Origin of the sequence: Bhargavaea beijingensis (assembly GCF_900101985.1) — a bacterium.
Classification (GTDB): domain Bacteria; phylum Bacillota; class Bacilli; order Bacillales_A; family Planococcaceae; genus Bhargavaea; species Bhargavaea beijingensis.
Genome location: NZ_FNAR01000007.1, coordinates 1 through 18,070, shown reverse-complemented (window position 1 = coordinate 18,070; position 18,070 = coordinate 1). Strand labels below are relative to the sequence as shown.

Below are 18,070 nucleotides of genomic sequence, written 5' to 3'. Positions count from 1 at the left end.
TGCATAGTCGAATCAATGAACGAACTATGACACCTGCTTAATCGGACTGCAACAGAGGGGTTCCTGTTTCAGCATGCTCCATCGGAAAACGAAAAAAACATCCCTGAAGCACAATTGCTTCAGGGATGTTGCCGCATTACCACCAGATAATGGTGACAAATGCCAGAACCGTGAGGAATGCCAAGAGCATTCCGCCGTACATGAAGAATGCAACCAGGCCGTGGCCTTTTTCACTCATGTGCATGAAGTAATACAGCTGGAGTCCGACTTGAATAGTCGCAAGGAGCAGGATGACCGGGACGACAAAGTAGGCGGAGAATCCTGCCTGAACAGCAGCAAATGAGATGAGCGTCAAGAAAATCATGAGCGCGAACATCATCAGCTGGCTGCGCATCATCCGGTCAGAACGGCGCTTCTTGTATGCAAACTCAGCCGGTGTCTTTTCGATAATCTCGATATCGTGTGCCATATTAACCGACCACTCCCATCAAGTAGACTACCGTGAAGATAAACACCCAAACAACGTCGATGAAGTGCCAGTAAAGCGAAAACGTATAGTACTTTGTAGCATTATACAGGTTAAGCCCGCGCTTCGCGTTCCGCAGGATCAGGAGCGTCAGCCAGACAAGGCCGACTGCAACGTGGAGACCGTGCGTTCCGACAAGCGTGTAGAATGCCGAGCTGAATGCACTGTTTCCGTATGTGAATCCAAGATGGATGTAGTGATTGAACTCGTATACTTCAAGGGCAAGGAAGCCGAGGCCGAGGAAGCCGGTGATGGCCAGCCACACCTGCATCTGTTTGAAGTTGTAGTTCTTCATGTGGTACATCGCATAGACACTTGTCAGGGACGATGTGAGAAGAAGCATTGTCATGACAAAGACGAGCGGGAGTTCAAAGAGTGTCTCGGTCCGGAACTCGTTTCCGTCAGGAACCGAGTTCTTCAGCGCGAGATAGGTCGCAAAGAGCGTGGCGAACAAAATTGTCTCTCCACCGAGGAAGAGCCAGAAACCGACGAACTTGTTCTTGCCTTCCATCGTAGCCGTCTCGGGATGATCCGGCCAGGACTGAGGTGTGAACTTAGTATTTAAATCCATCAGTTACGCCCCCTTTCCATGCGGCGGATCTGTTCTTTCGTTACGTAGAACCCGAGGTCATCCTTGACCGAGCGGATTGCCATCATAAGGAATGTGAAGGCAAGCCCGAAGATCAGGACAGCAAGTCCCCAACTATGCTCGATTCGGTACATCGCACCGAATCCGGCGATGAAGAGTCCGAGTGTCATGAAGAACGGAATGATCGAACCGTTCGGCATGTGGATATCTGTTACAGGCTCAGCTGCAGTGTAGCCGTTATGGCCTTCCTGCTTTTCGATCCAGTAAGTGTCGAGTCCGCGGACAAGCGGAGTCTGAGCGAAGTTGTAGAACGGCGGCGGCGAAGGAATTGCCCACTCAAGTGTGCGGCCATCTTCCCACGGGTCGTTGCCGATACGTTCGTTCTTTGCAGTTGTAATAATAATGTTGATGATCAGGACGATGGTGGCGATACCCATGAGGATTGCCCCGACCGTACTGATTGCGTTAAAGAGGTTCCAGCCCTGGCCGTCCATAAAGGTCCATACGCGACGCGGCATCCCCATCAGACCGAGGAAGTGCTGCAGGAAGAACGTCATGTGGAAGCCGATAAAGAAGAACCAGAATGTCACTTTACCAAGTTTCTCGCTGAGCATCGTACCGAACATTTTCGGCCACCAGTAGTGTGTCGCTGCAAGAATACCAAGCACCACACCGCCGACGATGACGTAGTGGAAGTGGGCAACGATGAAGTACGAGTCATGGAGCTGGTAGTCAAGCGGAGCAGCACCCTGCTGGACACCGGTGACGCCACCCATGACGAACGACGGAATGAAGCCGAGTGCGTAAAGCATCGGAGTCGTGATCTTGATGCTTCCACCCCAAATCGTCAGGAGCCAGTTAAAGATCTTGACGCCCGTAGGGACCGCGATTGCCATTGTCGCTACGGCAAAGATCGCGTTAGCTGTCGGCCCGAGACCGACTGTGAACATGTGGTGGGCCCAAACCATGAAGCCGAGGAACCCGATGAGCACAGTCGCGAAAACCATCGCCGAGTAACCGAACAGACGCTTCCGGGAGAATGTCGAGAAAATCTCGGAGAAGATCCCGAACGCCGGAAGAATAAGAATGTAAACCTCAGGGTGACCGAAGATCCAGAAGATATGCTCCCAGATGATCGTGTTTCCGCCCATAGTATGGTCAAAGAAGTTCGCGCCAAACATCCGGTCGAAAGTCAGGAAGAACAGACCGATTGTCAGCGGCGGGAACGCGAACAGGATCAGTGCCGAAGCGATGAACGTGGTCCACGTAAACAGCGGCATACGCATGTAAGTCATACCCGGTGCACGCATGTTGATGATTGTGATGAGGAAGTTGATTCCCCCCATCAGTGTACCCGCGCCGGCAATCTGAAGGCCGATTGCATAGAAGTCGATCCCATGGCCTGGCGATGCGATTGACAGGGATGCATAGGATGTCCAGCCCGCATCTGGAGCTGCGTCCAGGAACCAGCTCAGGTTAAGGAACAGCCCCCCTAAAAAGAACATCCAGAAACCAAGGGAGTTGATGAATGGAAACGCAACGTCGCGCGCTCCGATCTGGAGCGGCATAATGAAGTTCATAAATCCGAACAAAAGCGGCATCGCTGCCAAGAAGATCATCGTCGTACCGTGCATCGTAATCAGCTCGTTAAAGAAGCCCGCACTGACGAAGTCGTTATTCGGTATGAGAAGCTGCAAACGGATCATAAGCGCTTCAATACCGCCGAGGACGAAGAAGAACCCGCCGCCGATGAGGTAAAGGATACCGATCTTCTTGTGGTCTACTGTGGTCAGCCAATCCCACAGTGTCGCGCCGAACCCTTTCTTTTGTTCGACTGAATTCGCAACAGTTGTCACTGTTAGTTACCCTCCTTTACCGGTACCTTATTCTTCTACTTTCAGTTCAAGCAGATAATCTGCAATTGCATCCAAGTCTTCATCCGACAGACTGTCGAAAGCAGGCATCAGGTTGCCCGGCTTGTACTTCTGCGGATCCTTGATCCAGTCGATCGTGTTTTGCTTGTCGTGCTCGAGGAAGCCTGCGACACGGTTGCGGTCGCCGAAAGTGGCAAGGTTCGGAGCCGAAGCGCCGCTTGTTCCTACTGCGGAAACTGCATGGCAATAAAGACAGCTATTTGCAAATGCCGCTTCGCCAGCGTCAGCGGAGTCAGCGCTTGCTGTTGCGCCTTCCGTTTCCTTCATGGCCGCCACCCAGTTGTCGAAATCTTCACGGTTCATGGATTTCACCTTGAAGTCCATGAGCGCGTGGGAAGGGCCGCAAAGTTCCGCACACTTACCGTAGAAGACGCCGTCTTCGAGGCCTTTGGACTCTTTGTCGAACGTCAGATAGAACTTGTTGACGTTTTCGACGTTGGTATCAAGCTTACCGCCGACAGCCGGAATCCAGAAGGAGTGCTTAACGTCTGAAGAAATCAGGTTGAAGTACACTTTTTCGCCGGTCGGAACGACAAGTTCCTGGGAAGTGACGATTCCGTGCTCCGGATATTCGAACTCCCACCAGTACAGCTTCGCCGTCACGTTGACGACGAGGTTTTCAGGATTGCCTTCTTCGTCAGTGGCTTCCATCGCCGCCACATCACCCAATTTGTAGGTGTAGTAGACAGTAGGCACCGCCATGATGATGACGAGAAGAATCGGGATCGCCGTCCAGATGAATTCCAGCTTGTGGCTGCCTTCGACTTGCTTCGGAATGTGATTGTCACCAAGCTTCGAGCGGCGGAATTTAGCCAGCGCTATGAAGTAGATGGTGAAGACAACAGCCATGACAAGGATCATGATGCTGGTCGTCAAAATCAGCAGGAAGAATTGATCCTGTCCGACTTCCCCTGCCGGAAGAAGCGTCGAGAGGTATTCTTCGCCGCAACCCGACAGGATGATGGTGAGGGCTGCCAAAAGCGTTACAAGGCGCCATTTCTTGAGACCTTTCATCATCGATTAACCAAACCTCTCTTTCATAGATGTTTTCAAATATGAGGACGGAGTGCCCAATTTATAATGAATTCTTATCAAAGAAAGAATTCCGCAATCAGATGATGACCGCGAAGATGATCATCGCGACGAATAGGATCGTCATGTAGTTCAGTGAATACACGAACATGCTTGTCGCCCATTTGATGTCGTCCTTGGCCCTGAAGCCTTTCAGGGCGATAAAGAGCCATCCTGCGTTTAGTGCCGTTGCAAGGATCATGAACGCCCAGCCAAGCTGCGGAAGCAGGAATGGGAGCGGGAAGAGGACCAGCACCCAGGCGAGCATCGACTTTTTCGTCCGGGCAAATCCTTTGACGACCGGCAGCATCGGGATGCCCGCCGCCCGGTATTCTTCCGTCCTTCTCATGGCAATGGCATAGAAGTGTGGCGGCTGCCAGGCAAACATGATCAGGAAGAGCGCCCATGCTCCGGGACCGAGCGAAGGCTCGACTGCCGCCCAACCGATCAGTGGAGGCATGGCCCCGGAGATACTGCCCACAATCGTGTTGCTGGCATGCTTCCGCTTGGACCACATCGAGTAGAGAACGACATAGCTGAAGATCCCTGCGATTCCCAATAGTCCTGCCGTCGTGCTGGCGGAGAACAGGAGAATCTCACCGACCAGCATGAAGCCGACGGACATGGCAAGCACTGGCGTTACCTTGAAGCGTCCCGTAACCGTCGGACGGGATTTTGTCCGTGACATGATCGGGTCGATGTCCCTGTCTATCAGGTTGTTCATCGCTGCGGCACCTGCGACGATGAGTGCAGAGCCGATGATGACATAAAACAGCGAGTCCAATTCGTCCAGAAAATGCCGGCCGCCGAACTGGATGGCAAGGAAGAAACCGGTAAACGCCGTAATGACATTGGAGTTTACGATGCCGATCTTGATGAGTGCCAAAAAGTCCTTCATAAAAGAAGCGGATTCAGCTTCCGCCGCTGCTGCATGTGCGGTGCGACTGTTTGTCATGAAACCCCTCCTTTCGAACTGCCGGCAAGCTCCGCTACCCTTTACTATAGCTGAATTTCGGGTTGAATTCTATACATAAGGTAAAATTGTCGAATGATAGCGGACCGTCCGTATAATAGAGCACAGCATCTCTATAGTAATGCATTTGGTAAATTCATTTGTGAAGCCTTTACACCTTTTTTATGAACAAATTGTGAAATGGAGTGCGGCCGGGTGTTCCGTCCGGGTGTCGCCGTTGTTTTTGCCCTCCGTTTCCGCTATCATCAATTAAGCGACACCGTCACCAAACGGTTTAGTACTCTTAAAGAGGTGTCATCCATGCAGCACAATCGAACACTGAAATGGCTCGCCGTTGCTTCGACGATCGGTATGCTCGCCATTCTTCTTGGCGGGGCGCTCGTCACAAAAACGGAAAGCGGGATGGGTTGCGGACGGCATTGGCCCGGCTGCAACGGTGAACTGATCCCGACTGAGATCAATGCGGAAGTGCTGATTGAATTCTCCCACCGTCTTGTTACCGGTGTGGTCGGAATCCTGATTGTCCTTCTGTCAGTTTGGGCATGGCGAGCGCTCGGACATATACGGGAAACCAAGTTCCTGTCATTTATGGCCATTTTCTTCCTGGTTCTCCAGGCACTGATCGGCGCAGCCCAAGTGCTATGGGGCCAGGGTGACTTTATCCTTGCCCTTCACTTCGGCATTTCCCTGATTTCCTTCACTGCTGTCTTCCTGCTGACCCTCCTTATTTTCGAGGTTGACCGGAAATTCGATGCAGAGAACGTGAAAATCAGCAATAAGCTGAAGTGGCATACGATCGGCGTTACACTCTATTCGTATCTTGTCGTTTATACGGGGGCGCTTGTCCGGCATACGGATTCCGGACTGGTCTGCCGCGACTGGCCGTTTTGCCGGAATGACGACATCGGCCTCCCCACAAACATGCATGAGTGGATCCAGATGAGCCACCGATTTGCCGCGCTGCTTATCGTAATCTGGATTGCCTACATCTTTATCCATGCGTGGAAACATTACAAGCATCAAAAAGCTGTCAGCAGAGGATGGCTGATCGCCCTCATCCTTGTTCTTGCGCAGGCATCGACCGGTATGCTCGTGGTTTTCACCCGGGCCCATCTGGCTGCTGCGCTGGTCCACTCGCTGATCATCTCGCTCCTGTTCGGCCTTCTCTGTTACATGGTTCTTCTTGTCTCGAGAAGCCGGCATTCCGTGAGAAAAGGATAAGATCCGCCCCTTATGCCGCAGACAGGGTCATTGTCTGCGGCATGTACATGTTTTCACCCGAACCCACGCTGCATTCACTAACCGTAAAAAAAACTGCAGCAACTGCCTAGCCGGCGGTTGCTGCAGTTTTTTTGTTTGATTAATCTTCCTCCATCTCAATGAGCAGATCACCTGTCGATATGGAATCTCCTGCCGAAACATGGATCTCCTTGACCGTTCCGTCAAATGGTGCCTGGACAGTCGTTTCCATCTTCATCGCTTCGGTGATGAGAAGGTGTTCCCCGCGCTTGACCCGGCTGCCGCGGTCAATGGCGACTTTCAGAACCGTACCCGGCATGGTCGCACCGATATGCTTGCTGTTGCCCTTCTCCGCCTTTTTCCGCTGGATATGATCCGTTTCTGCAGACGCATCGTCAATGCAGACTTCACGCGGCTGGCCATTGAGCTCAAAGTAAAGGTTGCGTGTGCCGTCCGGCTGAACTTCTCCGATCGAGACAAGTTTGATGATGAGTGTCTTTCCTTTCTCGATCTCCACTTCCACTTCTTCTCCAAGTTTCAGGCCGTAGAAGAAAGTCGGCGTGTCGAGTACAGAAACGTCCCCGAACTTTTCCGCCTGTGCGGTAAAATCATCGAACACTTTCGGATAAAGCGCATATGCCAAGATGTCGTGGGAAGAAACCGGACGGTTCAGCTTTTCGAACAACTGATCCCGGGTTGCCTTGAAGTCATACGGCTCGAGCAGTTCGCCCGGACGCACGGTAAGCGGCTCCCTCCCCTTCAGGATGACTTTCTGAAGTTCCTCAGGGAAACCTCCGTACGGCTGGCCGATCTCACCGCGGAAAAATTCAATCACCGAATCAGGGAAGTCAATGGACCGGCCCCGTTCGATTACGGACTTTTCGTCAAGGTTGTTCTGGACCATGAAGAGGGCCATGTCGCCGACCACTTTCGATGAAGGTGTGACTTTGACCACGTCGCCGAACAGCATGTTGACACGGCCGTACATTTCCTTCACTTCTTCCCAGCGCTCCCCGAGGCCCACGCCTTTCGCCTGCTGCTGCAGGTTGCTGTACTGGCCGCCCGGCATCTCATGGACATAGATTTCCGAGTGCGGGCTCTTCATGCCGCTCTCGAATCTGCCATACATTTTCCGCACGTCTTCCCAGTAATGGGACAGCTCCTCGATCGACCCGATATCTGTACGCACATTACGCTCCCTCCCGGAAAGCGCATAAGCAAGCGAGGAAGCGCTCGGCTGGGAAGTCAGGCCGGCCATCGAGCCGAGTGCCGTGTCGACAATGTCGACTCCGGCATCGATTGCACGGCTGTACATCAGGATTCCGTTGCCGCTCGTGTCGTGCGTATGCAGATGGATCGGAAGGGATACGGTGTCCTTCAGTTCGGAGACGAGACGGTAAGCCGCTTCAGGCTTCAGCAGTCCCGCCATATCTTTGATGGCGAGAATATGCGCACCCGCGTCTTCCAATGCCTTCGCCATCTCCTTGTAATAGGAAACCGTATATTTCGCACGGTTGTCATCCAAGATGTCACCGGCGTAGCAGATGGCCGCTTCGGCAACTTTACCGGACAGCCGGGTCTCATCAATGGCGACTTCCATCTGTTTGATCCAGTTCAGACTGTCGAAGATGCGGAATACATCGATCCCTGCTTCCGCGGATTTCCTGACAAACTCGCGGATCACATTATCTGGGTAGTTTTTGTAGCCGACTGCGTTGGAACCGCGGAACAGCATCTGGAACAGGACATTGGGGATCTTCTCACGTAGTTTGATCAGCCTGTCCCATGGGCTTTCGCCCAAGAATCTGTAACTGACGTCGAAGGTCGCCCCGCCCCACATCTCAAGCGAGAACGCATCCTGCATCAGGCGCGCGGTTTCATCAGCAACTTCAAGCAGGTCATGCGTCCGGACCCGGGTGGCCAGCAAGGATTGGTGGGCGTCACGGAACGTGGTGTCGGTCAGCAGCACATCATCCTGCTCCAAAATCCACCGGGCAAGCCCGTCGGCCCCCCGCTCGTCTAGGATCTGCTTGGTTCCCGGCTTGGGCGGGTCCGACAAATCGACAGATGGTTTGCGGGCCGGGTGGAACACCGGCTTCTGCTCTTTACCGATTCCGGGGAATCCGTTGACCGTGACATTTCCGATATAGGTGAGGAGCTTTGTCCCGCGGTCTTTCCTTGCAGGGAAGATAAACAGGTCCGGCGTCTCATCGATAAATGAAGTGTTGTACTTTCCGCTGAGGAAGTCCGGGTGTTTAACGACGTTTTCAAGAAACGGAATATTCGTTTTGATGCCGCGGATCCGGAATTCCTGAAGATTCCGCTCCATCTTCGCCGCCGCTTCCTTGAATGTCATCCCCCAGGTGGATACTTTCACCAGCAACGAATCGTAGTGAGGTGTGATGACCGCTCCCTGGAAGCCATTCCCCGCGTCCAGACGAACGCCGAATCCGCCGCCGGACCGATAGACCATCAGTTTGCCGGTATCCGGCATGAAATTGTTTAGCGGATCCTCCGTCGTCACCCTGGACTGAATCGCATAACCGAATAGCGGAATGTCCTTCTGTTCCGGAATGCCCGTCTCCTGATCGGAAAGGCTCCTGCCTTCTGCAATGTAAATTTGGGAATGGACAATATCGATTCCGGTCACCATCTCCGTGATCGTATGCTCCACCTGGATCCTCGGGTTGACTTCGATAAAGTAAAAGTTCTTCTCCCCATCGACCAAAAATTCAACGGTCCCGGCGTTGACATAGCCCGCATTTTTCATAAGACGGACTGCCGCTTCGCAAATTTCCGTCCGAAGATCTTCAGAAATCGTAATTGACGGAGCAATCTCCACCACTTTTTGGTGGCGGCGCTGGACTGAGCAATCACGCTCGTACAGATGAACGACATTGCCATATGTATCAGCCAGAATCTGGACTTCAATATGCTTTGGCTTATCAAGGAACTTCTCCACGTAAACCTCGGCTGACCCGAAAGCGGCCTTTGCTTCTGATTTCGCCCGCTCGTATGACTCCGCGGTCTCATCTGCCGAACGGACAACCCTCATTCCGCGTCCTCCGCCTCCGAGTGCCGCTTTGATGATGATCGGATAGCCATTTTGTTCGCCGAATGTTTGGACTTCTTCAAGCGAAGAAACAGGGCCGCCGCTTCCCGGTATTACCGGCAGATCAGCCTTGACCGCCTGTTCGCGTGCCTTGACTTTGTCGCCGAACATATCCAGGTGAGTTGAGCGGGGCCCAATGAAGATGATGCCTTCTTCTTCGCAACGCCTTGCGAATTCCACGTTCTCAGACAGGAAGCCGTATCCCGGATGGATGGCGTCCGCGCCGGAATCTTTCGCGATGGCGATGATCCCCTCAATATCAAGATAGGCATCAATCGGCTTTTTCCCCTTGCCGACCAGGTATGCTTCATCCGCCTTGTAGCGGTGGAACGATCCGCTGTCCTCAGCCGAATAAATCCCGACTGTGCGGATTTTCAGTTCAGTGCACGCCCGGAAAATCCGGATTGCAATCTCTCCCCGGTTCGCCACCAGGATCTTCTGGATTTTCCCCATTTCCCCATCTCCTTCATTCTTGTTTGGATTCGTTCTTGACGAACATGGATACATTGAGCAGCATCCCTAAACAAAATGATAACAGGATTAAGGACGTTCCGCCATAGCTGATAAACGGAAGCGCGACCCCGGTGAGCGGCATGAGCCCGGTCATCCCGCCGAGATTGACGAACGCCTGGAAGCCGATCAGGCTCCCGATTCCGGTGGCGATCATCCGGGCCTGGGGATCCTTCGCCTTCAAAGCAATCGCAATCGCACGAAGAACGATGAAACCAAGTCCTCCGATGACAATCAGGACGCCCAATATCCCCAATTCTTCTGAAATGATGGCCATGATGAAATCGGTTTGCGGCTCCGGAAGATACCCAAGTTTTTGGACGGACTGACCCAGGCCCAAGCCCTTCAGGCCGCCAACTCCAATTGCGATATAGCCGTTCACAATCTGAAAGCCGTAGCCGAGCGGGTCGGCGAAAGGATCAAGGAAAGTTGCCAGACGGCCTGCCCGCTTTTCAGTCAGAAGGTCTTTGCCGGTCAATACCGCCAACAACAAAAACAGAGACACTGCGGCACCGGCCAGTCCTGCAAACTTAAAGAACGTCTTTGGTCTCATGCCGCTCGCCGCCATTACCGAAACGGCTGTCACAAGCAAAATCATGGTAGCACCGATATCGGTTTCCATCATGATCAGCAGGACCGCGAATGCAAGCAGCAATACCGGCGGAAACACCGAGTTGTTCAAATCGTTGATCGTTCCTCTTTCAAGCTTCTTCGCAAAAAAACCTGAAAAATATAGGACGAAAGCAATTTTGGCTACCTCTGACGGTTGGATGTTCAGGGGTCCCAGGTTAATCCAGCTTCTCACGCCCACTTCCTCACCGCTGCCGATGAAATGCACGGCTATCAGCAAAACGAAGGTGGCAGCCAGCATAAGCGCCATGAACCCTTTTCTTTTATAGTGTTTATAAGGAATGAATGCGCCCAGGAAGAGCACCGGCAAGCTGATGAATAAGTTGCGGAGCTGTTGTTTGTAGAAAGTATCCGGTTCCCAGCCATACACTTCGACAGCCCATACCATGCTGGCACTGTAAATCATCACAAGCCCGAACAGGCAGAGTGCGAGGTAGACAAAAAAGAGTGCAAAATCAAAATTACGGATAAATCGTTTCAGATATGCTTTCATCGCATTCCCTCAAGCTTTCTCTAAACAAAAAACTCAAACCGGCAATCGAGTTTGAGTTTTTTGCGTTATTTCTTCGTATATGCATCATGCAAAATCGACAGTTCGCGTTCCAGGGAAGCCAAAATCTCTCTTCCCTGTTCACGGTCAATCAGGCCCAATTTTGCTGCGAACTCGATTTCTCGGGAAAGCCCGAACATCTGTGTATCGAGCACTTCTTCATACAGAGGGCACTGCGGCATCGTCAAATGATCCATCTGGACTTTGATCAGCTGGGCGATTTTCTCCGCATCCGCCTGAAGAAGTTCCAATGCCTTTTCATGATACGCCGGTTGAACATTTGTATCCATGAAGCCGCCCCCATCAGCAGGTTTTCTGCTACAGTATATCTATTAGAGTTTATCTTTTGGGAGCGGAAATTGCAAGCACCCTTCATAAGGACGTGCCGAATCCGTTAGAGGTTCCCCCTTTTGCCCGAGTCTGCTTTGCTGTAAACTGAATATGCGAGAAACTGGAGGAGATACACCATGCTGATCATACCGATACAAGGAAAGTGCAAGTACCGCATCTCGCTGGATCCGACCACTTGGATCTTCGATGACCGGAAGCTTGACCTGAATACTTATTTTACAGAAGAAAAAGTGGCAGATGACCAAATGAGCGACTACATCAAATCAACGTCCAAACACTGGTCCCGTGAACTGATGGAAGGTGCGAAAACCCAGGAAGAGCTGGAGAAACCGGCTAAGAAGTTCAAGAAGCAAGAGCTGCTCACGGGAACATTCGGCATTGCACTGGAACCGTTCCTTAAGAATGCGGAAGCGGATGAAGACGCGGAAGCCGTCGTCTTTACTGACAAAGACGGGAGCGAGCATCGCTTCCCGATCCATGAAGCATACGGGCTCCTATTCCAATTCAGCCGTGACGGCAAGCCGCTCGGCGAGGAAGGCCCTGCATTCCTCATTCTTCCCGACGGCTCGAATATGGACTCCCCGATCAGGGGAATCCGCTCCATCACTTTTGTTTGAGGAGGCGGAGTCATGCATGTACGCTGTGTAATTTGCGACCGAGACGGGGAAATACCGGACGAATCCCCTGAAGCCAAACGAATTCGGAACCGTCCGATCCATACCTATATGTGCACGGAGTGCCACGACCGCATCGCGCAAAAAACCGCGGAGAGGCTCGCTACCGGAAAATTCGTTTTCCGCCGCACATCCGAATCATCGGAAGAAGAGTTCTGAACCGGGACTAATCGGCCTTTGAGTTGCTGCAGGCAAAGGGAACGCCTTTTGCCTGCAGCTTTTTGTATGCGAATCATAAAAAAACTGCAGACGAAGGAGCATGGCACTCACTTTGTCTGCAGTATGGGATTCTGCGCTCACACGGGCGTGGAATCTTTTTGTTCGTGTTTGTTGTCGTTGATCCGGCGGAGCCTGTAGATGATCAGGATCAGAGCCGCGACAATCAGGCCTTCTGCAATCGGCAGGAAAAACGCGAGAAACGTGAGCACCAGGCAGCCCAGGACCAGGAACGAATAAATGACCAAGTTCTGCCATAGCTTCAATTTTCTCGCAAAGCCCAGATAATACACGAGAGCCGATAAGGCAAAAATGATGAAGAACAGTACGTATCCCGCCGTGTTGAAGGATGGTGAGAATTCATACACATAGCGGGTAATGGGCGACATTGCTTCCCAGACTTGCTCCTCTTTCAAAATGAATCTTCCTTTCGGATGCGGTTACGCTTCCTGCTCCGCGAGCTTTTTCTTCTTGGCTGCACGCTCCCGTTCGTTTTTGTCCAGGAGCTTTTTGCGGAGACGGATGGATTTCGGCGTGACCTCACAATATTCATCGTCACTGAGGTATTCGAGCGCTTCCTCAAGCGACATGATCCGGGGCTTTTTCAGTGTCGTCGTCTGGTCTTTCGTGGCGGAGCGGACGTTCGTCGCGTGCTTCACTTTTGTGACATTCACCGTCAGGTCATTGTCCCGGCTGTGTTCTCCGACGATCATGCCCGCATACACTTCTGTGCCGGGCTCGACAAAGATCGTCCCCCGATCTTCCACCTGAAGTATACCATATGGCGAAGCCGTACCGTTATCCATCGAGACGAGAACGCCCTGGTGGCGGCCGCCGATCCGGCCCTTCTGCATCGGCTGGTAGCTGTCGAACGTATGATTCAGGATCCCGTAGCCGTGTGTCATGGTCATGAACTCGGTCGTATAACCGATCAGCCCGCGTGCAGGCACGTTAAAGACGAGCCGGACCTGGCCGTTACCATTGTTGACCATGTCGAGCATCTCGCCTTTTCGTTCACCGAGCGATTCGATGACCGAACCGGTGTATTCTTCCGGCGTGTCGATCTGGACACGCTCGACCGGCTCACAGCGAACACCGTCAATTTCACGGACGATGACTTCCGGCTTTGAAACCTGAAGCTCGTACCCTTCACGGCGCATATTTTCGATCAGAATCGACAAGTGCAACTCGCCGCGCCCCGATACAATCCACGCGTCCGGAGTATCCGTAGGGTCGACACGCAAAGACACGTCCGTCTGAAGCTGCTGCTCAAGACGTTCTTCGATCTTGCGGGCAGTGACCCACTTGCCTTCGCGTCCGGCGAACGGGCTATTGTTGACGAGGAATGTCATCTGAAGCGTCGGCTCGTCGACGTGGAGGGCAGGCAACGCCTCCGGATGGTCGACCGGGCAGACCGTTTCGCCGACATCGATGTCCTCAAAACCGGAAATGGCCACGAGGTCCCCGGCAAAGGCTTCCTCAATCTCAATCCGCTTCAGGCCGAGGAAACCGGACATTTTGGTAATCCGGAAATTCTTCATTGATCCGTCATTTTTCATGAGGACGACTTGCTGGCCCACATGCATCGTTCCGCGGAATACACGGCCGATTCCGATCCGGCCGACATAGTCATTGTAGTCAAGAAGGGAAACCTGGAACTGCAGAGGGTCCTCCCGGCTGTCCGCAGGTGCAGGAATGTGCTCGAGAATCGATTCGAACAGAACCTGCATGTTTTCTCCCTGATCTGCCGGATCAGGAGAAAGGCTGGCGGTTCCGTTGATGCCGGATGCATAGATGACCGGGAATTCCAGCTGTTCATCGTTTGCATCCAGTTCGATGAACAATTCAAGCACTTCATCGACCACTTCTTCTGGACGGGCAGCTTCTTTGTCGATTTTGTTGACGACGACGATCGGCTTCAGGTTTTGTTCAAGGGCTTTTTTCAAGACAAAGCGGGTTTGTGGCATGCAGCCTTCATAAGAGTCAACGACGAGCAGTACACCGTCGACCATTTTCAGGATCCGCTCGACCTCGCCCCCGAAATCGGCATGGCCGGGCGTATCCAGAATATTGATTTTGATGTCGTGGTATTGGACAGCGGTGTTTTTCGCGAGAATCGTGATTCCCCGCTCCCGCTCGATATCATTCGAATCCATCGCTCGCTCATCGACGTGTTCATTTGAACGGAAAATGCCGGACTGCTTCAGCAATTGGTCGACAAGTGTCGTTTTTCCGTGGTCAACGTGTGCGATGATCGCGATATTGCGTAGGTCTTGACGTAGGTTGGTCATAATTTCACTCACTTTTCTGTTGCCGGATTCATAACTGTGCTATTATATCACAGGAAAGCCATTTGTCATCTAATAACTACCAAGAGGCAAAATTAGCTGTTTCCGGAGGAATCATTCATGAAAAATGTTCAATGGGTATTTGTCTTATACGCCCTCGCGGCACTGTTCTCGATGATAGCAATCGGATTTGCCGTCGGCGTAAAAAGTGTGCTCGGCATCATCGGCGGCATCGTCCTGCTGTTCGTCATCATGGGAATGGGCTTTAAAACGAAAAAAGCGATGAGGGACAAAGGGCTGCTTTAAGATCCTGTTCTCCGAATCGATTTAAAAGCGGAACCCTCAGCGGGATCCGCTTTTATTATGTCTGTTTCAACCGGATATATCGGTCCAGTATGGATGGGTGCAGTCCCTGCCTGGCAGCAATGAACGTGTCGCTAGAAAGCATAGCCGGTTCTTCGCCGCGGAGGTTGGTTGAGATGGCCCCCACTTCCCTGATGATGACAGCCCCTCCGGCGATGTCCCAAGGAGCGAGCCTCATGGAAAGGTAGGCATCCAGCCGCCCGGCCGCGACATGCGCAAGTTCGATCGCCGCCGAGCCATAGGAGCGTGTTCCCCGGCAGTCCGCAACGAGCCTGCCGACCGCTTCATGGTCAATATAGCGATTCGGCGCCACCCAGCTGGCATTGATGCCGATGATGGCTTTTTCAACCGCGACCGGTTCCAGGCGCGGAAGGCGCTCGTCATTTCGGTAAGCACCTTCTCCACGGTAGGCGTGGTAAAAATCGTCCGCCATCACATCATAGATGTATCCGAGCATTCCGATTCCGTCGGCAAAAATCCCCAGCGAGATGGCAAAGTTGCGCCTCTGGTGGATAAAGTTCATCGTCCCGTCAATCGGATCAAGAATCCAGACCACGCCCTCGGTAGATCTGACATCATCGCCGAACCCTTCCTCGCCAAGTATCCGGTGCCCGGGAAAATCGCGGCGGATTCTCGAGATGAAGAACTGCTCGATTTCCCGGTCGATGTCGGTCACGAGGTCATTGGCGTCAGCTTTTGTATCAATTTGTATTTTTCCCGCAAAGCTCACCCTGATCCGGTGCCCAGCCTCCTTGATCAAAGATTTTGCATAACGGTCAATCGCTCCCCAGTCCATCAGGCTCCCCCTTCCCGCCTGCGGTGCAGGCCGTTCTTCTATTATAACTTAAAGGGGATCCGCATCATCCAATGAAGCTTGAATGATTCCGGATCCCCTCGGTCCCTGTCCGTCCCGCGGTCAGTTCGCCTTGAACGCTTCATATTTCTCCAGCTCTGCGTGGATCTCCTTTAGGCGCTGCTTGCTTTTCTTCTTCTGGTCGGCATCGGATTGGGACATGGCATCGTAGAGAGTGGCAAGTTCATAGTCCAGTTCCAGGTTGAGCATGTTAATATACTGCTTTTCAACTTCGGCTTTCCGGATCACGTGGATGACTTGTTTCATGCTTATGCACCCTTTCACGGATTTTTTGGTCATCTCGATCATCATTCCAGGAGTGGCCCGCGCGGTTTGTTGAGATGTCCTGTTGCAAAGATTGTTCCCCGTTTTTTGTTACAATAAACGTGCGGGCGAAAAAGGAATCAACCAAGTAAGAAAGTGAAGGATGTGAATAAATTGAACTTCAACGGCTTCAAGCAGGAAGACTTCGACACCTTTAAAATAGAAGGTCTCGCCGAGCGAATGGGCGCCATCGAAGAACGGATCCGGCCGAAATTCCGTGAGCTGGGAAGAGAGCTTACCGATGATCTCTCCGCGATCCTCGGACAGGAAATGCATCTCCATATCGCCAAGCATGCTCGGCGCACGGTGAATCCGCCGAAAGATACATGGCTCGCGATTGCCGGTGATAAGCGCGGTTATAAAAAGCATCCGCATTTTCAGGTCGGGCTGTTTGATGACCGGGCGTTTATCTGGCTTGCATTCATCTATGAGCTGCCCGATAAAGCCGGCATCGCCCAGCGCTTTCTGGACAGGATCGACGCAGTGGAAGCGACAATCCCGGATGGTTATGTCATTTCACAGGACCATATGAAAAAAGGAGCCGAACCGCTTTCAGAAATTGGTCTGGAAGATGTTCTGGAACGGTTCCGCACTGTCAAGAAAGCCGAGTTGCTGATCGGCCGGAATATCCCGGCCGGCGACCCGCTGCTGGAGGACGGAGAGGCGTTTTACCGGCTCGCCAAAGAAACTTTCGACACACTCGTCCCTCTCTATAAGATGGCTTACAGTTGAGGCGGGAACGGTCACAGAATCGAGAAGGAGGGGTGACTAACCCCGTCCTCTCACACCACCGTACGTACCGTTCGGTATACGGCGGTTCAATCAAGATTGATGACGCAAAAGTTCATAACGTGCCATCAGACTGTCGAGCCCTCGGGAACTCCAAAAGGAGTTTCCGAGGGCTCTGTGCATGATCGGGCTTATGGAAATGCGCCAATACCCTTTCCGAGTGTTTCCCCATTCATAGGCCTTCCATGGTGGAGTGCCTAAACGAATCAGGTTTCGGATCCGGGTTCTTGGCTTCTTCCAATCCTTCCAAATGCACATGCGGAGTCTTCTTCGAATCCAACTCTCGAAATCCTTAAACACCGATGGTGTATCAGCCAGTTGGTAGTAGTTAACCCAGCCGTTCAGGAACTTGTTCAGCTTTTGCACCCGATGTTCTAAGGAATACGGCATCTTTCGGGAGGTAATCTCCCTGACGCCCTTGCCTTACTCTTGTTGGCTATCCTTATTTTCGGGTTGCGATTTGGAGTGAAGCTGAAGCCGAGAAACTTTCGTTTCCACGGCCGGTCCACTACTGCCGACTTCTTTCGGTTCACCTTGAGTTTCAGTTTCCCTTCGATGAATTTTGTCACTGATTCCATCACTCGTTCGCCTGCCCGTCTGGACTTCACGTAGATATTGCAGTCATCGGCGTAGCGGACAAAGCGGTGACCTCGCTTCTCCAATTCTTTGTCCAGTTCATCGAGGATAATATTGGATAGGAGCGGACTTAAGGGTCCGCCTAGAGGTGCTCCTTCCGTGACTGGCCTGACAAGGCCGTCCTCGAGGACACCTGAATTCAGAAAGCTTCTAATCAGTTTTAAAAGCCGCTTATCCTGAACGCGCTTTGCGAGAGTCGACATCAGTCGGTTTAACCCGGTCGAAGAACTTCTCCGAGTCGATGTCCACCACCCAACGCTAGCCTTCCCGGATATAGTTTTGGGCTTTCCGGACCGAGTCGTGTGCGCTTCTGCCCTGGCGGAACCCATAACTGTGTTCTGAGAAGTTACCGGGTATGCCCGGCGTATCCGTAGGCCTCCCCGGGTAAGAGCGCAGTCTTTCCCTCCACGTTGGCAAGCTCACCCAACCATACATAGCCTTA

General features: G+C 52.5%; 17 protein-coding genes and 1 pseudogene. 5 read left to right on the top strand and 13 right to left on the bottom strand.

Annotation, left to right across the window (positions count from 1 at the left end; genetic code table 11):
* Window positions 1-136: 136 nt before the first annotated feature.
* The 5 genes from ctaF to cyoE form a co-directional block, all read right to left on the bottom strand.
* Window positions 137-469, bottom strand: coding sequence for a cytochrome c oxidase subunit IVB (gene ctaF / locus BLT01_RS06905; RefSeq protein WP_092096247.1), 333 nt, complete (start codon window positions 467-469; stop codon window positions 137-139).
* A gap of 1 nt (window position 470) precedes the next feature.
* Window positions 471-1,097 carry a cytochrome (ubi)quinol oxidase subunit III gene (locus BLT01_RS06900; RefSeq protein ID WP_092096244.1) on the bottom strand — a complete coding sequence of 209 codons (627 nt, stop codon included), beginning with the start codon at window positions 1,095-1,097 and terminating at the stop codon, window positions 471-473.
* Window positions 1,097-2,971, bottom strand: coding sequence for a cytochrome c oxidase subunit I (ctaD, locus tag BLT01_RS06895; RefSeq protein WP_092096241.1), 1,875 nt, complete (start codon window positions 2,969-2,971; stop codon window positions 1,097-1,099). The genes BLT01_RS06900 and ctaD overlap by 1 nt, the downstream gene beginning before the upstream one ends.
* Window positions 2,972-2,998: 27 nt before the next feature.
* A complete protein-coding gene (coxB, locus tag BLT01_RS06890; RefSeq protein ID WP_092096238.1) occupies window positions 2,999-4,066 on the bottom strand; it encodes a cytochrome c oxidase subunit II in 1,068 nt (355 codons plus the stop codon).
* Window positions 4,067-4,160: 94 nt separating this feature from the next.
* Window positions 4,161-5,075: a heme o synthase gene (gene cyoE / locus BLT01_RS06885; protein ID WP_092096235.1), complete on the bottom strand. Its 915-nt coding sequence runs from the start codon at window positions 5,073-5,075 to the stop codon at window positions 4,161-4,163.
* A gap of 318 nt (window positions 5,076-5,393) precedes the next feature.
* Here cyoE and BLT01_RS06880 point away from each other — a divergent pair, with 318 nt between their 5' ends.
* Complete coding sequence (locus BLT01_RS06880; protein WP_092096232.1) at window positions 5,394-6,314, top strand: COX15/CtaA family protein; 921 nt, start codon at window positions 5,394-5,396, stop codon at window positions 6,312-6,314.
* 139 nt (window positions 6,315-6,453) lie between these two features.
* On the opposite strand, the gene pyc is transcribed toward BLT01_RS06880, so the two are convergent.
* The 3 genes from pyc to BLT01_RS06865 form a co-directional block, all read right to left on the bottom strand.
* Window positions 6,454-9,897, bottom strand: a complete 3,444-nt coding sequence (gene pyc, locus BLT01_RS06875) for a pyruvate carboxylase (protein WP_092096229.1) — start codon at window positions 9,895-9,897, stop codon at window positions 6,454-6,456.
* Between the two features lie 13 nt (window positions 9,898-9,910).
* Entirely contained in the window at window positions 9,911-11,077 is a 1,167-nt protein-coding gene (locus BLT01_RS06870; protein WP_092096226.1) for an FtsW/RodA/SpoVE family cell cycle protein, read from the bottom strand.
* A gap of 65 nt (window positions 11,078-11,142) precedes the next feature.
* On the bottom strand, window positions 11,143-11,424 hold the full coding sequence (locus tag BLT01_RS06865; protein WP_092096223.1) for a YlaN family protein: 282 nt from the start codon (window positions 11,422-11,424) through the stop codon (window positions 11,143-11,145).
* Between the two features lie 177 nt (window positions 11,425-11,601).
* Here BLT01_RS06865 and BLT01_RS06860 point away from each other — a divergent pair, with 177 nt between their 5' ends.
* Together BLT01_RS06860 and BLT01_RS06855 are read left to right on the top strand one after the other, a co-directional pair.
* Window positions 11,602-12,102 (top strand): hypothetical protein, encoded by a 501-nt coding sequence (locus BLT01_RS06860; protein ID WP_092096220.1) that lies wholly within the window; start codon window positions 11,602-11,604, stop codon window positions 12,100-12,102.
* A gap of 12 nt (window positions 12,103-12,114) precedes the next feature.
* Entirely contained in the window at window positions 12,115-12,318 is a 204-nt protein-coding gene (locus BLT01_RS06855; protein ID WP_092096217.1) for a YlaI family protein, read from the top strand.
* 137 nt (window positions 12,319-12,455) lie between these two features.
* Here BLT01_RS06855 and BLT01_RS06850 read toward each other — a convergent pair whose 3' ends face one another.
* Both BLT01_RS06850 and typA read right to left on the bottom strand, forming a co-directional pair.
* Window positions 12,456-12,791: a YlaH-like family protein gene (locus BLT01_RS06850; RefSeq protein WP_245696888.1), complete on the bottom strand. Its 336-nt coding sequence runs from the start codon at window positions 12,789-12,791 to the stop codon at window positions 12,456-12,458.
* 24 nt (window positions 12,792-12,815) lie between these two features.
* On the bottom strand, window positions 12,816-14,666 hold the full coding sequence (typA, locus tag BLT01_RS06845; protein ID WP_092096214.1) for a translational GTPase TypA: 1,851 nt from the start codon (window positions 14,664-14,666) through the stop codon (window positions 12,816-12,818).
* Between the two features lie 117 nt (window positions 14,667-14,783).
* On the opposite strand from typA, the gene BLT01_RS06840 reads away from it, so the two are divergent.
* A complete protein-coding gene (locus tag BLT01_RS06840; protein ID WP_092096211.1) occupies window positions 14,784-14,969 on the top strand; it encodes a YlaF family protein in 186 nt (61 codons plus the stop codon).
* A gap of 55 nt (window positions 14,970-15,024) precedes the next feature.
* Here the strand turns inward: BLT01_RS06840 and BLT01_RS06835 are convergent, their stop codons facing one another.
* A complete protein-coding gene (locus BLT01_RS06835; RefSeq protein ID WP_092096208.1) occupies window positions 15,025-15,822 on the bottom strand; it encodes an inositol monophosphatase family protein in 798 nt (265 codons plus the stop codon).
* Between the two features lie 120 nt (window positions 15,823-15,942).
* Window positions 15,943-16,146 carry a hypothetical protein gene (locus BLT01_RS06830; protein ID WP_092096545.1) on the bottom strand — a complete coding sequence of 68 codons (204 nt, stop codon included), beginning with the start codon at window positions 16,144-16,146 and terminating at the stop codon, window positions 15,943-15,945.
* 171 nt (window positions 16,147-16,317) lie between these two features.
* Here BLT01_RS06830 and BLT01_RS06825 point away from each other — a divergent pair, with 171 nt between their 5' ends.
* The gene (locus tag BLT01_RS06825) at window positions 16,318-16,935 is read left to right on the top strand and encodes a DUF1054 domain-containing protein (protein ID WP_092096205.1); all 618 of its coding nucleotides are present in this window, start codon (window positions 16,318-16,320) and stop codon (window positions 16,933-16,935) included.
* 90 nt (window positions 16,936-17,025) lie between these two features.
* Here BLT01_RS06825 and BLT01_RS06820 read toward each other — a convergent pair.
* Window positions 17,026-18,070: pseudogene (locus tag BLT01_RS06820) on the bottom strand (reverse transcriptase domain-containing protein); the annotation flags it as partial.

Coding starts and splice junctions, on each gene's coding strand:
- ctaF (WP_092096247.1), bottom strand. CDS start 469: ATGGCACACGATATCGAGATTATCGAAAAGACACCGGCTGAGTTTGCA.
- BLT01_RS06900 (WP_092096244.1), bottom strand. CDS start 1,097: ATGGATTTAAATACTAAGTTCACACCTCAGTCCTGGCCGGATCATCCC.
- coxB (WP_092096238.1), bottom strand. CDS start 4,066: ATGATGAAAGGTCTCAAGAAATGGCGCCTTGTAACGCTTTTGGCAGCC.
- cyoE (WP_092096235.1), bottom strand. CDS start 5,075: ATGACAAACAGTCGCACCGCACATGCAGCAGCGGCGGAAGCTGAATCC.
- BLT01_RS06880 (WP_092096232.1), top strand. CDS start 5,394: ATGCAGCACAATCGAACACTGAAATGGCTCGCCGTTGCTTCGACGATC.
- pyc (WP_092096229.1), bottom strand. CDS start 9,897: ATGGGGAAAATCCAGAAGATCCTGGTGGCGAACCGGGGAGAGATTGCA.
- BLT01_RS06870 (WP_092096226.1), bottom strand. CDS start 11,077: ATGAAAGCATATCTGAAACGATTTATCCGTAATTTTGATTTTGCACTC.
- BLT01_RS06865 (WP_092096223.1), bottom strand. CDS start 11,424: ATGGATACAAATGTTCAACCGGCGTATCATGAAAAGGCATTGGAACTT.
- BLT01_RS06860 (WP_092096220.1), top strand. CDS start 11,602: ATGCTGATCATACCGATACAAGGAAAGTGCAAGTACCGCATCTCGCTG.
- BLT01_RS06855 (WP_092096217.1), top strand. CDS start 12,115: ATGCATGTACGCTGTGTAATTTGCGACCGAGACGGGGAAATACCGGAC.
- typA (WP_092096214.1), bottom strand. CDS start 14,666: ATGACCAACCTACGTCAAGACCTACGCAATATCGCGATCATCGCACAC.
- BLT01_RS06840 (WP_092096211.1), top strand. CDS start 14,784: ATGAAAAATGTTCAATGGGTATTTGTCTTATACGCCCTCGCGGCACTG.
- BLT01_RS06835 (WP_092096208.1), bottom strand. CDS start 15,822: ATGGACTGGGGAGCGATTGACCGTTATGCAAAATCTTTGATCAAGGAG.
- BLT01_RS06830 (WP_092096545.1), bottom strand. CDS start 16,146: ATGAAACAAGTCATCCACGTGATCCGGAAAGCCGAAGTTGAAAAGCAG.